This window comes from Maribacter cobaltidurans (genome assembly GCF_002269385.1).
Classification (GTDB): domain Bacteria; phylum Bacteroidota; class Bacteroidia; order Flavobacteriales; family Flavobacteriaceae; genus Maribacter; species Maribacter cobaltidurans.
The window spans coordinates 1,920,373-1,933,064 of sequence record NZ_CP022957.1 but is presented as its reverse complement, the minus strand read 5'-3'; the positions used below and the strand labels follow the sequence as shown (position 1 = coordinate 1,933,064).

The window sequence follows — 12,692 nt, the reverse complement described above, 5'->3', positions numbered from 1 at the left end:
CAGCTGTTTAGTTTGAATTCAAAAAGGTAAAGTTGCGTTGTAAATCAATCAAAGCTTGGTCCTTTTGGTTCAAGACACGTTTGGTGCGTAGGTATCGATTTAAGTTGTATTCATCATAATTTTCAGCATCCTTGTCCATACTGCTAATTCGTACTCGGTCCGATGCATGTATAAATTCATTGTTCCCAATCCACATTCCTACATGGACCACTTTTTCCGCGGTAGAATCTGTAGCTTTTCTACCAAAAAACAGTAGGTCCCCTTTTTGTAATTGATTAAAGTTCTTGACAGAGTCTATGCCATTTCCGGTACGTACTTGTTGTGAAGCATCCCGCGGAATAATCATGCCGTTTAAAAAATACACGGTTTTGGTGAAGCCACTGCAATCCATGCCCTTGGTAGAAGTTCCACCCCAAAGATAAGGCACTCCCATAAGAGTCTTGGACGTTTCTACAAGCGACTCCTGACTTCTGTCCAAGCCATCCAGCCAAGTATCGTAGGGTTTTGCTTCTTTCTTTCGAACATAGGCCTCCCTGCCATCAGGAAACCTGACCCTGTAGAAATCTCCCTCTTCTCCAGTTGTTTCCAAAATATTGCCCGCTACCAGATCCGAAACCCTGGTTTGGGACCTTACATTGGAGAAAGCATGTCCGTATGTATCTATATAAATTATTTTATCCCGGTTCATCCATTCGTCCAGTTCCGCATCGGTCAACAATGAAATTTCACCGGAATTTACCCAGGCCAAATACTTGTCAGGGGTTTGGATGTAATACCAGCCTCCCTCCATTTTCCAAACTTTTAATGGGGTTCCCAGTGTTGCCTGTGTAGAAAGTTCAGCAGAGTGTTTTGGTTCGCTTCGCAAATTGGCCACAGAAATGGATACCACGGCATGGTGTTTCCCCTCCAAATTTTCACCTGGCAGTACTTTTATACTATCGATATAAACAATGTTGGCTTCCTCCAATTTTTCTTTAAGGGCAATGAGTGCTTCCGGCAAATTAGTTTCTCCTTTAAGCGTCCAACCCTTAGGGTTTTGCTCTCCTTCTATCTTGAAAAGAGCCACTCGCTTATCCGGCGCAAATTCATTTTTGATTTCTTCAATATAGGATGAAACTTCTACATCTTTCTTTTGTTCGGGTTGGCAACCAAATATCAAAAACAGAACTAAACAATAAATAGAAAACCGCATGTGTTTTTTTGTAAAAATAACGAATCTACTCCTTTTTACTTCAAATAGTTCTTGGATCTCATTATATAATTTAGCTACCTTAGCCATCAATGAAAAAGCTGACCGTTATAGAACTTTTTGCCGGTGTTGGAGGGTTCCGCCTAGGGTTGGAACAAGCCGATAACTATAAGGTTGTCTGGAGCAATCAATGGGAACCCAGTACCAAAACACAACATGCCTCCATGGTCTATGAGGCTCGATTTGGTCCTGAAAATCATAGTAATTACGATATCTCAGAAGTGCCCTCCTCAGAAATTCCCGATGCAGATTTACTCGTAGGGGGATTCCCTTGCCAAGACTATTCGGTGGCTACTACTTTACAAAATTCCAAAGGCCTTATTGGTAAAAAAGGAGTGCTTTGGTGGAGCATCCACAGGATTCTATCGGAAAAAAAACATCCTCCAAAATATCTTTTTTTAGAGAATGTGGACCGTTTACTTAAGTCACCTTCCAGTCAAAGAGGTCGGGATTTTGCCATTATGCTCAAAAGTTTGGAGGAACTGGGTTATGCCGTGGAATGGCGTGTTATCAATGCTTCGGAATATGGTATGCCACAACGGAGGAGGCGTATCTTTTTTTTGGGCTATCACAAAAGCACCCAGCTCTACAAAAAATTAAGGAAGTCCGATGCCAAAAATTGGATGTTACAGGATGGTGTCCTGGCCGAAGCCTTTCCGGTTGATGAAGGCACTTCGGTTATTCGAGAATATACTATAGAGGGAGATTTGGTTTCCCTTTCGGATAACTTCAACAAGGGGCAAAAACTATCACCCTTTGAAAATACCGGCGTATTTGTTGAAGGAAAAGTGATTACGGCGAAAACTAAGTCGTGCTACGAAGGGGAAAGAACGTTTTTGAAAGATATACTTCAAAATGGGGATGTCCCGAAGGAGTTTTACATCGGTGAAGAAGACCTGCCCAAGTGGGAATATTTAAAAGGTTCTAAAAAAGAGGTCAGAACTGCTAAAAGTGGATTTAGCTATAACTACAGTGAAGGGGCTATGGTGTTTCCGGATGCCTTGAACAATGCCTCAAGAACAATCATTACCGGGGAAGGTGGTAAAAGTCCATCAAGATTTAAACATGTGGTGCAAACTTCCAAAGGATTGCGCCGGTTAACTCCAATGGAGTTGGAGCGATTGAACATGTTTCCGGACAATCACACCCAGTTAGATGGGATTAGCGATACCAAGCGGGCCTTTTTTATGGGGAATGCCTTGGTGGTCGGTATAATAGAAAGGATTGGTGCCGTATTGTCACAAAAGATAAACGTTTAAGCACCTTGGTTTGAAAAGTACCTTTACATCGGACCTAAAAAAAGAACAAAGACTTTCCTTGTTATTGGACTCATATTACACCAAGCACTTAAAAAATTATCATTTTGAACGCATTCATGATATAAACGAACAACTACAGGGGGTGGATCTCTTGCTCAAACAAAAATCCTCCCACATGACCCATGTCGTTGATGAAAAAGCACAGCTGGACTACATCAATGAAAGCCTACCCACATTTGCCTTTGAACTCAGTTATTATAAAAATGATTTTATAAAGCAGGGCTGGTTATACGATGCCAACAAAAAAACAGATTTTTATGCCTTGGTCACTTCCATTTACGAGGATGAACCCGAGGTTTTTACTTCGTGCAAGGTAACCTTTGTAAACCGTCAAAAACTTATCGCTTTTCTAGAAACGAGGGGAATTACCCAGAATATAATCAGCCAGAATTATCCAGCGGAAAGCCTTCCACACGGTAAAACCAACATTAAGGAGCTAAACCCAAGCACGGAAGGTTATTTATATCATTCCAAAAATAACAAATCAGAAAAACCCATAAATCTGGTTTTGCGCTTGGAATTTTTACTGGATATGGGTTTGGCCAAGAACCTATTTTAGAACAAAAAGCACCTTTCTCAAAGCTTAAAGAAACCTGAGCCATTAAAAATGGTGTTACGTTAAAAACCTGTTAATCAGGCTCTTTTTTTTGGATTTTTCCTTTATTCTGTTATCTTACTAGGTATGGTAAAATTAGACAAGTCAGAAAATATAGAATTTTTAGAGAAATCGATACATCATTTAGAAGCCACTGGTTTTGAAAATATCAAGGCCGATATGGAAGGCTATGAAAAACCCAAATCCTATAGTAGAAAGGGAGCGGAGGATAAAATTACGCCGGATATCGTAGCTATAAAAAATGGAAGAAAATACTTTTTTGATATCAGCTTAAAATCCGAGAAACCAAGGTTGTTAAAGACAAAATGGTTATTCCTGGACACCTTGAGCAGAATGAAATCCAATCGATTTCGTATTATAACCACAAGGGGTCACTACAAGTTTACGGACACCATGTTGGAAGATATTAACCTTAGTAATAAACAACCGATTAAAATTTAGGATTAAATACAGTACTTAATTCCTAAAGGAACACAAATTTGTGTTCCTTTATTTTTTATATTTAAGTATTAAAATCTCTTTATAAAATAGTATGCTTTTCAGTTCCCAATGGGGACTGAAGAAAACAGAAGCCCTAAACAGGGCTAACTTTTTACTGCTAAATTTTATAAAGAAACAAAATGAAAATACATAAAGTAGCCGTAATCGGCGGGACCGGAAAATCCGGTACCTATTTAGTGTCCAAATTACTTCAACAAGGATTTCACCTTAAACTTCTTTTAAGACATCCAGAAGAACATTGCTTTAAAAATCCTCTGATTGAGACCCTCAAAGGAGATGCCAGGGATTATAACTCTGTTCTGCGGTGTACTAAAGATTGTCAAGCTATAATCAGTACTTTGGGTCAACCTAGGGGAGAAAAATCTATTTTTAGTCAGGCCAGTAAAAACATCATTAAATCCGTTCAGAAAAATGGATTTTCCAGATATATAGCCATAACTGGCTTAAACGTAAATACTCCTTCTGACCAAAAAGATGAACGCGTTAGGTATGCTACCCAATGGATGTACGATAATTTTCCTGAAACCACTAGGAACAAACAAATGGAATATGAATATTTAAACCAGAACACGATGGTAGATTGGACTTTGGTCAGATTACCTTTAATTATTCAAACCGAAGAACATTTCCCTGTCCAAACAAGTTTGGAAAATTGTAAGGGAGATAAGATAAGTGCTTCAGATTTGGCCGATTTTTTAATTACGCAACTGGAGGATAGGCAATATATCCATAAGAGCCCTTTTTTGTACAATCTTTAAAATGGAAATGGGCGGAGCTATCCGCCCATATTTTATAAGTTTTCTCATATGCCCCAATAAAATTCTTGCGTTAACCTTTGAATTTTGTCATATTGAGAGAAACAAAGTGTCCTTTTATAAGGTAATTTGATTCTTCACTGAGCTAAACTTCGTTCAGAATGATAAAATACTTTTTCTTGGCCTAAGACTTATTGTTATATTTTACTGCTTTTGACTTTATGAAATTGCTACTAGTCAAAGACTCGCGCGAATTGGGGTCTAAAGTCCGCATTATTTAGACTTTGTTATACTTTACTATTTTACAAACTTTAATACAAGCCTACCAACTGAATTTACACAATCACGCACAAATTCGGCTAACCATCTGTCAGATGTTTTATCAAAATGAGACTCGCTGAAATTGTTTCGTGCATTAGAAACTGCATTAGTAATTGTTCCGATTAGATTAAGCATTTGTTCTGGAAACTTTTCGTCGTTCTCCTCAAAATGCTCTTTTAAATGAGATTTTACGATTTTTGATAACTTGGAAAGTTCGTATTCTTCTTTTTTATTAGGTAAATTATTTTCAATATATGCTTTGAATAAACCCTCTAAACAGGAATAGGCATATGTCAATGTTAAATTAAATTCACTATTTTTTTATAGAAATGTCCATTTTATCAATGCATTCCTCTAGCTTTTTCGAGTTCCAAACAGTTGAAGGAATAATTGATTTTGGAACTGCAGATTTTTCCTGAGTATTTAAACGTTCAATTACATCATAAATGTCATTTGGGCAATTTAGTAACTCTAAATCTTCTATAATTTCACTTGTATCAATCGATTCGCTAGTCCATTCTGAGAAAGTAAATATTAAATCTCTTATAAAATAAAAAAATTGATTATTGTAATTTTGATAGAGGTCATTTAAGACAAGATTTAGAGCTGCCTCAGAATCATACTTTTCATGATCCATTCCAACCGAGAAAAAGCTTCTATTCTTTTTCGCTTCATCATAGGCTCCTCTCCAATATTCTTCGATTCCAGCCTTTATACAATAACGCTTAAAATCTCGGGATTTTAAATATTCCCCAATACCTAAATTCTCTAAATCCTTAGATAACGGTTCAAGTATTGCTATTGGTTTTTTCATTCAATTATTCAGTTCTTGGTATTTGAGTACTACATAGTACCCATTATTACGTTGGGGACACTTACTATGAGAAATGTTCTGAACAAATTGGGTTGTATTAATGGTTATCTTGTTTAGAGTTAGAAAGAACAGCTTTAAATTATAGCAGGTATAGCCATAAGTTTTTATAAGCTTATTATTTCAATTCCAGTAGGTTCAAGTTTCTTAATTCCAAAATACCACCTCTTTCTATTTTTGTTGTCAAGTCCAGAAAATAATAATTTATAATCTTTACTATTCGCTAATTTTTCAAAATTAATCTCATTTTTTGTTATAGCTTCGTAATTGTCGGGTGTATAATGTTCAGGAAAAGTGTCTTTATGAGATTGCCTGTCTTTTTTTTCTTTAGAACCAACATCGCAATACCAAACATCAAAAAGGCGATTATATAATTTTCCATATCCAGGAAACTTCTTCTCATAACCCATTTCAAACCATTTTTCAGATTTTCTATAAATTTTTTCCCAATTAGGATTATCTGTTTCTTCAATTTTTCGAACGTAGTTTTTAGAATCTCCTCGAAAAATTATTTCTCTAACTACTTTTCTTTTTATGGGCTTGTAGCCTTCCCCTTCTTAGGACATCGCTAAATTCATAAAATTATCATTAATGTTGTCCGTTTCGGGGAAGAATTCTTCCCCGAAACGGTTCTTGTATTCCCTAGGCGGCATATCCCCGATGGATGAATGGGGATGCCTTGTATTGTAATCCTCCCTCCATTTTTGGGTCAGCGCCCTTACTTGGTGCAGGTCGTTGAACCAGTATGCATCGAGTACGTCCTCCCTGTAAAACCTGTTCAGGCGTTCCATATATCCATTCTGCATGGGCTTGCCCGGTTGGATGAACCTGAGTTCGACCCTTTTCTTTTTGCACCATGCCGCCAAGGTCTTGGAGATGAACTCGGGACCGTTGTCGCACCGTATCGTTTTGGGAAGGCCTATCTCCTCTTCCAGGTGCCCAAGGGTCTCCACGACCTTTCTTGCCGGGTAGTTCAGGCCAACGTCCATTGCCAGTGCCTCACGGTTGCAATCGTCCATGACGTTGAACACCCTTACCTTTCTTCCATCGGACAGTACATCGGCCATGAAGTCCATGCTCCATACCTCGTTGAGCTCGATCGGGGCCTCCAACGGGTTCTTTACCCTTGCCGGGAGTCTTTTCTTATGTTTTCTGCGCAACTTTAGACCCATGTTCCTGTAGACCCTAAGTACACGTTTCCTGTTCCATTTATGGCCTTCGCGACGAAGCCGTTTAAAATATACCTCGAAACCCCTGGTCGGCAGTTCTTCCGCCAACCTCGATAACGCATCGATGACTTCCGTATCGTCCTTTTTGGTACGGTAGTACCACATCGAACGGGCAAGCCCGATTACCCGGCAGGAACGCGATACGCAGACCGAATAGGCCTCCTGGAGATATTTTGCGCGGTGCTTCTTGTCGGAAGGCCCTAGAACTTTTTTGACAGTACATCCTTTAACATACGAACGTCCAGACTTACATCGGCGTACATCTGTTTGAGCTTGCGGTTCTCATCCTCGAGCTCTTTGAGCCGCTTCATATGGGCCACTTCCATGCCCCCGTACTTCTTCCTCCAATAGTAAAAGGTGCTCTTGTCAACACCCATCTCGCGGGAGATGTCCCCGACACTTCTTCCTTGTTCGTTCTCTTTTAATGCCTTGATGATCTGGCTCTCGGTAAACTTGCTTTTTTTCATATGACAGTTAAAATTTAAAGTTAGAAAATTCTAATTTTAAGCTGTCCTATTTTTAGGGAAGGCTACAGGCTTATTTTTTTTATCCTTTTTTGATTTGTTCTTTGATACAAAGAAAACAATCACAATTAAGATAAAAACTCCAATAAATAAATAAAGCATAAGATTTTTCTAAATTATTATCAACGTATGAATATAAATCATACTTCCTTTTTATGAATAACGCTCGTTAATAGAACCCCTTTTCAACCTTAAAATTCTACCCGCACCATGGAAACATGCGGAATACCGTCTTCTAAATATTCTTTCCCTTCAGCTTGGAAACCAAGCGAATTATAAAATTTTAAGAGATAGGTCTGAGCAGAAATTCTAATGGTCTTGGTATGGAGTTCTTCTTCAATAGCCTTTATGGAAGCTTCCATAATCGTTTTTCCATACCCATATTGCCTTTGGTCTTTTTTTACCACTACCCTACCAATACTAGCTTCGGGAAAATAGTCCCCCGGAGCAAAAACACGGGTATAGGCAACAATTTTATTTCCCTTTTTTCCTATCACATGAATGGCCTTAGTATCCTTCCCGTCCAAATCTTGGTACACGCAATCTTGCTCCACCACAAAAACTTCGCTACGTAATTGCAACAAGGCATATAGTTCCTGTATGGTCAAGGCATCAAAGGGTTTGGTATATATCTTCATAGGTTCACGTAGTCTTTTATATCAGGATTGATTACTATTAAATCTTGTACAAAGTTTTCCTTGTCCTTGGGGGATATGATCAATATACCAAAAGAATCATAGGCAATCTGTATCCGGTCCAAGGATGCCGCGGGAGCGGAGAACATACTGCTTGTTCTTTTAACCGATCGGATTCTTGAAATATCAAGATGCTTTCTGTAGATAAAACCACATTTTATAAACAGCCTTTCTTTATCGATGGAATATTCCGTAGTAATCAATAGATATAAAATGCACAATCCCACGAGTAAAAAAATAAAAGAAGTCGTAAGGATTGCCAAAGGTTCTTCCCCTTTTACCATCATGTACACGATGATTCCTAAAAAAGGCAGCATCGGAAAGAATAAAAGTCCCCAACTAATTTTTGATTTATAGATTTTCATGGGTTAAAATAACTCAATCCTGAACAATGACATGTTTATTGTCACACTTACCAAATTCGGGCTGAATATTGACATGGTTTATTCCGTGCTTATGGTATAATTCTTCTTCTATATCTTCTAAAATTTTATCGAATTCTGAAAGCTTTATATCCTCACTAAAATCTATATGGGCTTCTAAATGAATTTGGTTTTCGTTCAATTGCCACAGATGTACATGATGTACATTTTTAACGTCATCCAAACTGGATATCGTATCCACAATCTGTTGTACCTGAACAGTATTTGGTGTAAAAAGCATAAGAACACGGGTAGAATCCTTTAAAAGATCAAATCCCATATAAATCAAATAGACGGCAATGATAAAAGTCAACAAGGGATCTACCCAATATAGTTCGTAGAACTTCATCAACAATCCCCCAATTAAAACGGCTACGGAAGCCAGCATATCCGTTAATAAATGAAGATAGGCAGATTTCATATTCATGTTTTTATCAGAATCCTTTTTAATAAGAAAGACGCTAAAACCATTGGCTACTATACCTAAAAGGGAAAGCCAAATAACCAAATCAGATTCTACTTCCTGGGGAGTAATAAAACGTTCAATAGCTTCCTTAATCAATAGAACCGCAACGACCATTAGTGTAGCCGAATTAACAAAGGCCGCAATTATTTCCGCTCTTTTATAACCAAACGTTTTAGTAGTAGATGCTTTTTTTTTGGAAAGTACGTTGGCTATATAACTAACGATAAGCGATAAAACATCACTAAAATTATGAAGGGCATCAGAAAGTAAGGAAAGACTGCCCGAAATGATACCTCCTACAACCTGAGAGGCGGTAATTAGAATATTTAAGAATATGGAAATAACAAGGTTCTTACCCTCTACTTGTGGATGGGCATGCCCATGAGCGTGATTATGGTGATTGTGGCCCATATACCTATTAACTACAAGGTATCTTCTCTATTCTTCTCTCGTGCCGTCCACCTGCAAACGGGGTTTTTAAAAAGACCTCTACCATTTCCAAGGCCTGTTGTAAAGCGATATACCTGGCTGGTAAACTTAGAATATTCGCATTGTTGTGTTCCCTGGCCAATTCCACAATTTCCTTGGTCCAACACAAGGCGGCCCTTACTTTTTGATGTTTGTTGGCCGTCATGGAAGCACCGTTTCCACTACCACAGATAATAATACCGTAATCCACTTTGCCATCTTCCACATCCTGGGCGACCGGATGTACAAAATCAGGATAATCAACACTATCTGAACCGTCCGTTCCATAGTTGATTACTTCAATGTCCATGGACCTTAAAAGACCTATGACGGCAAGTTTATAATCTGTACCCGCATGATCGTTTCCTATAGCTATTTTCATAATAAAGTTTTTTAATATAAAACTCCTATTGTAGGCATTGGGGGAATTATAATAGCCATAAAGGTACAACTTCCCTATGTTGACCACAAAAAATCATAGGTTTACAACATAGTTTTCCTAAAGTTGAATTTACACTGTTTATTAGAGGTTGGAAATTGGTTGTAAGACGCTAATAATATGTTAACAACTAAGCAATTCTAAATTTGCTTTGAACGGGAATTTTTTACAATACAATCCTTTTTTGTACAAAACCAAAAATGATATTAGAAACTGTAAGTAGGTTTTTAAAAAATTCTATTCCTTAGTTAACATTAAATTTACTTAAACTTATTAATAAATACATGTTTAAATAGGTTATCAACGCTTGCTGATAACTTATTTAATATCTTGATTTTCACGGTTATTTTTTATTCATAATGTGTAAATAACTATTAGTATCTAACAAAATCAAGTATTCTTAAAATAAGTTTTACCCCATATTAACAATCTATCATAACCATCATTTTAATTTTAAATTTTAAAGAAAAAAAGATGAGTATGTATTATATGTTGATAACAACTATGAAATGGATATAATCCTCGCTACTGGATTATAATTCGTAATTTTCCGATAAATAGAAACTTTAATGTCTAAGAGAAATAAGAAGAGTAGAAACCATAGAAAGAACGAAATTACAAAGGGGATTTTTACCGTATTGGAGAAGGAGCCCAAAAAAAGTTTCAACTACAAACAAATAGCTGCCAAAATTGGGGTTACGGAAGCCCAAGATAGAAATACGTTGATCAAGCGCTTGGTGGAATTAAAGGAGAAAAAGAGGATTCAGGAAATATCTATAGGTAATTATCAGGTTTTGGAAGATACTAAAACCTACCACAAAGGACAGGTAGATATTACCGGGCGTGGAAATGCTTATATTATAGTAGAGGGTATGGAGGATGATATCTTTATCCCAAATAATAAGATAAATAAAGCTTTCCATAAGGATATCGTTGAGGTATACATCCACCCCAGGAAGAAAAGCAAAAAGGTTGAGGGTGAAATCGCAAAAGTGATTGAACGGTATAAGAATACGTTCGTGGGTATTGTTGATATGCAAAAGACTTTTGCCTTTGTACGACCTACTGATTTTAGAATGTACACGGATATTTTTATTACTCAGGACAAATTGAACGGAGCTAAGGATGGGGACAAGGTTATTGTAGAATTGATGGATTGGCCCGATGGTGTGGATTCACCATACGGAAAGATAACCGAAGTTTTGGGTAGACCTGGAGAGCACAATACGGAAATACATTCCATTTTGGCCGAATATGGTTTGCCTTATGAATTTCCTGTAGAAGTAGAACGATTTGCGGATAGTTTGGATACAAGTATACAAGCCGATGAAATTGCCAAGCGGAGGGATATGCGAGATGTCTTAACCTTTACGATTGATCCAAAGGATGCGAAGGATTTTGATGATGCCCTTTCATTTTCTGAATTAGAAAACGGAAATTATGAAATAGGAATTCATATTGCGGATGTTTCACATTATTTAAAAACGGATACCATTTTGGACGATGAGGCCTATGATAGGGCTACTTCCGTGTATTTGGTAGACCGCGTGGTACCTATGTTACCGGAGGTGTTGTCCAACAATGCCTGTTCCTTAAGACCTAAGGAGGAAAAGTATACATTCTCGGCTATTTTCGAATTGGATAAAAATGCTATTCTAAGAAATCAATGGTTCGGAAGGACGGTGATAAATTCAAATGAGCGCTTTGCCTATGAGGAAGCTCAGCATATTATAGAGACGAAAAAGGGTAAGATACCTAAAGATATCTCAATACGAGAGGGAGCCTATACTGTTGATGAGGAAATTGTGGAGGCCACATTGACGATGGACCGTCTTGCTAAGATTATGCGTAAAAAGCGTATGGACCAGGGGGCAATCTCATTTGATAAGGTTGAGGTTCGTTTTAATCTTAATGAAAATAATGAACCTGTAGGAGTTTATTTTAAGCAATCCAAGGATGCCAATAAGCTCATAGAGGAATTTATGTTGCTGGCCAATAGAAAGGTGGCGGAGTTCATAGGAAAACAGAAGCCTAAAAAAACCTTTGTGTATCGGGTCCATGATGATCCGGATGAGGATAAACTAATTGCCTTGAACGGTATCGTTTCTAAGTTTGGACATAAATTGAATTTTAAGGATAAGAAAACCATCAGTGCTTCATTGAACAAACTTTTAGAGGATGTTAAGGGACAAAAGGAGCAAAATTTGGTGGATACCTTGGCGATAAGGAGTATGAGCAAGGCTATTTATACCGTGGATAATATTGGTCACTATGGTTTGGCATTCGACTATTATACCCATTTTACCTCACCTATCAGAAGGTATCCAGATGTTATGGTTCATAGGTTGTTACAACACTATTTAGATGGTGGTAGTTCCGTTAAGGCAGATAAATACGAAGAAAAATGTAAGCACTCATCGGATATGGAAGGCTTGGCAGCGAATGCAGAACGCGATTCCGTTAAATACATGCAGATTAAATTTATGGAAGACCATAAGGATGAGGAATTTGTTGGTGTAATCAGTGGGGTTACGGAATGGGGTATTTACGTAGAGATTATTGATAATAAGTGTGAGGGTATGGTGCGTATCAGGGACATAAAGGGAGATTATTATATCTTTGACGAGAAACAATATGCCATCGTTGGGGAAAGAACAAAGAAAATGTATCAATTGGGTGATGAAGTTATCGTTATGGTAAAGAGCACTGATTTGATAAAGCGTCATCTGGATTTTTCCCTTATTGGTAAGAACTAGTAGTTTTGGAATGAATTTTGATTCATAGGAATCCTTGTATCAAAAACCTGAATTTCAGGTG

General features: G+C 37.6%; 14 protein-coding genes. 5 read left to right on the top strand and 9 right to left on the bottom strand.

Going from position 1 to position 12,692, the window contains the following annotated elements; translation table 11 throughout:
- Positions 1–7 precede the first annotated feature (7 nt).
- Positions 8–1,192 carry an SH3 domain-containing C40 family peptidase gene (locus CJ263_RS08425; RefSeq protein WP_094999170.1) on the bottom strand — a complete coding sequence of 395 codons (1,185 nt, stop codon included), beginning with the start codon at positions 1,190–1,192 and terminating at the stop codon, positions 8–10.
- An 89-nt stretch (positions 1,193–1,281) separates the two neighbouring features.
- Between CJ263_RS08425 and dcm the strand changes: the two genes are divergently transcribed.
- From dcm to CJ263_RS08405, 4 genes are all read left to right on the top strand, one after another.
- Positions 1,282–2,508: a DNA (cytosine-5-)-methyltransferase gene (gene dcm / locus CJ263_RS08420; protein ID WP_094996860.1), complete on the top strand. Its 1,227-nt coding sequence runs from the start codon at positions 1,282–1,284 to the stop codon at positions 2,506–2,508.
- Between the two features lie 10 nt (positions 2,509–2,518).
- A complete protein-coding gene (locus CJ263_RS08415) occupies positions 2,519–3,127 on the top strand; it encodes a hypothetical protein (RefSeq protein ID WP_094996859.1) in 609 nt (202 codons plus the stop codon).
- A gap of 123 nt (positions 3,128–3,250) precedes the next feature.
- Positions 3,251–3,625 (top strand): hypothetical protein, encoded by a 375-nt coding sequence (locus CJ263_RS08410; RefSeq protein WP_094996858.1) that lies wholly within the window; start codon positions 3,251–3,253, stop codon positions 3,623–3,625.
- A gap of 179 nt (positions 3,626–3,804) precedes the next feature.
- Positions 3,805–4,443, top strand: a complete 639-nt coding sequence (locus CJ263_RS08405) for an NAD(P)-dependent oxidoreductase (RefSeq protein WP_094996857.1) — start codon at positions 3,805–3,807, stop codon at positions 4,441–4,443.
- Between the two features lie 294 nt (positions 4,444–4,737).
- Here CJ263_RS08405 and CJ263_RS08400 read toward each other — a convergent pair whose 3' ends face one another.
- The 8 genes from CJ263_RS08400 to rpiB form a co-directional block, all read right to left on the bottom strand.
- On the bottom strand, positions 4,738–5,058 hold the full coding sequence (locus CJ263_RS08400) for a hypothetical protein (protein ID WP_094996856.1): 321 nt from the start codon (positions 5,056–5,058) through the stop codon (positions 4,738–4,740).
- A gap of 16 nt (positions 5,059–5,074) precedes the next feature.
- Positions 5,075–5,575 carry a hypothetical protein gene (locus tag CJ263_RS08395; RefSeq protein WP_094996855.1) on the bottom strand — a complete coding sequence of 167 codons (501 nt, stop codon included), beginning with the start codon at positions 5,573–5,575 and terminating at the stop codon, positions 5,075–5,077.
- Positions 5,576–5,739: 164 nt separating this feature from the next.
- A complete protein-coding gene (locus tag CJ263_RS08390; protein ID WP_094996854.1) occupies positions 5,740–6,042 on the bottom strand; it encodes a hypothetical protein in 303 nt (100 codons plus the stop codon).
- Between the two features lie 147 nt (positions 6,043–6,189).
- Positions 6,190–7,328 (bottom strand): IS3 family transposase gene (locus tag CJ263_RS08385; protein ID WP_229702482.1). Its coding sequence is split into 2 segments (ribosomal slippage): positions 6,190–7,067 and positions 7,067–7,328, totalling 1,140 coding nucleotides; the frame shifts between segments, so codons are not numbered across the junction.
- Positions 7,329–7,576: 248 nt separating this feature from the next.
- A complete protein-coding gene (locus tag CJ263_RS08380) occupies positions 7,577–8,023 on the bottom strand; it encodes a GNAT family N-acetyltransferase (protein WP_094996853.1) in 447 nt (148 codons plus the stop codon).
- Complete coding sequence (locus CJ263_RS08375; protein ID WP_094996852.1) at positions 8,020–8,445, bottom strand: PH domain-containing protein; 426 nt, start codon at positions 8,443–8,445, stop codon at positions 8,020–8,022. The genes CJ263_RS08380 and CJ263_RS08375 overlap by 4 nt, the downstream gene beginning before the upstream one ends.
- Positions 8,446–8,458: 13 nt before the next feature.
- Positions 8,459–9,379 carry a cation diffusion facilitator family transporter gene (locus CJ263_RS08370; protein ID WP_094996851.1) on the bottom strand — a complete coding sequence of 307 codons (921 nt, stop codon included), beginning with the start codon at positions 9,377–9,379 and terminating at the stop codon, positions 8,459–8,461.
- A 7-nt stretch (positions 9,380–9,386) separates the two neighbouring features.
- Positions 9,387–9,818 carry a ribose 5-phosphate isomerase B gene (rpiB, locus tag CJ263_RS08365; protein WP_094999169.1) on the bottom strand — a complete coding sequence of 144 codons (432 nt, stop codon included), beginning with the start codon at positions 9,816–9,818 and terminating at the stop codon, positions 9,387–9,389.
- A gap of 626 nt (positions 9,819–10,444) precedes the next feature.
- Between rpiB and rnr the strand changes: the two genes are divergently transcribed.
- Complete coding sequence (gene rnr, locus CJ263_RS08360; protein WP_094996850.1) at positions 10,445–12,631, top strand: ribonuclease R; 2,187 nt, start codon at positions 10,445–10,447, stop codon at positions 12,629–12,631.
- The last annotated feature ends 61 nt before the right edge of the window (positions 12,632–12,692 follow it).

Coding starts and splice junctions, on each gene's coding strand:
- CJ263_RS08395 (WP_094996855.1), bottom strand. CDS start 5,575: ATGAAAAAACCAATAGCAATACTTGAACCGTTATCTAAGGATTTAGAG.
- CJ263_RS08375 (WP_094996852.1), bottom strand. CDS start 8,445: ATGAAAATCTATAAATCAAAAATTAGTTGGGGACTTTTATTCTTTCCG.
- CJ263_RS08390 (WP_094996854.1), bottom strand. CDS start 6,042: ATGGGTTATGAGAAGAAGTTTCCTGGATATGGAAAATTATATAATCGC.
- rpiB (WP_094999169.1), bottom strand. CDS start 9,818: ATGAAAATAGCTATAGGAAACGATCATGCGGGTACAGATTATAAACTT.
- CJ263_RS08410 (WP_094996858.1), top strand. CDS start 3,251: ATGGTAAAATTAGACAAGTCAGAAAATATAGAATTTTTAGAGAAATCG.
- dcm (WP_094996860.1), top strand. CDS start 1,282: ATGAAAAAGCTGACCGTTATAGAACTTTTTGCCGGTGTTGGAGGGTTC.
- CJ263_RS08405 (WP_094996857.1), top strand. CDS start 3,805: ATGAAAATACATAAAGTAGCCGTAATCGGCGGGACCGGAAAATCCGGT.
- CJ263_RS08370 (WP_094996851.1), bottom strand. CDS start 9,379: ATGGGCCACAATCACCATAATCACGCTCATGGGCATGCCCATCCACAA.
- CJ263_RS08425 (WP_094999170.1), bottom strand. CDS start 1,192: ATGCGGTTTTCTATTTATTGTTTAGTTCTGTTTTTGATATTTGGTTGC.
- CJ263_RS08380 (WP_094996853.1), bottom strand. CDS start 8,023: ATGAAGATATATACCAAACCCTTTGATGCCTTGACCATACAGGAACTA.
- rnr (WP_094996850.1), top strand. CDS start 10,445: ATGTCTAAGAGAAATAAGAAGAGTAGAAACCATAGAAAGAACGAAATT.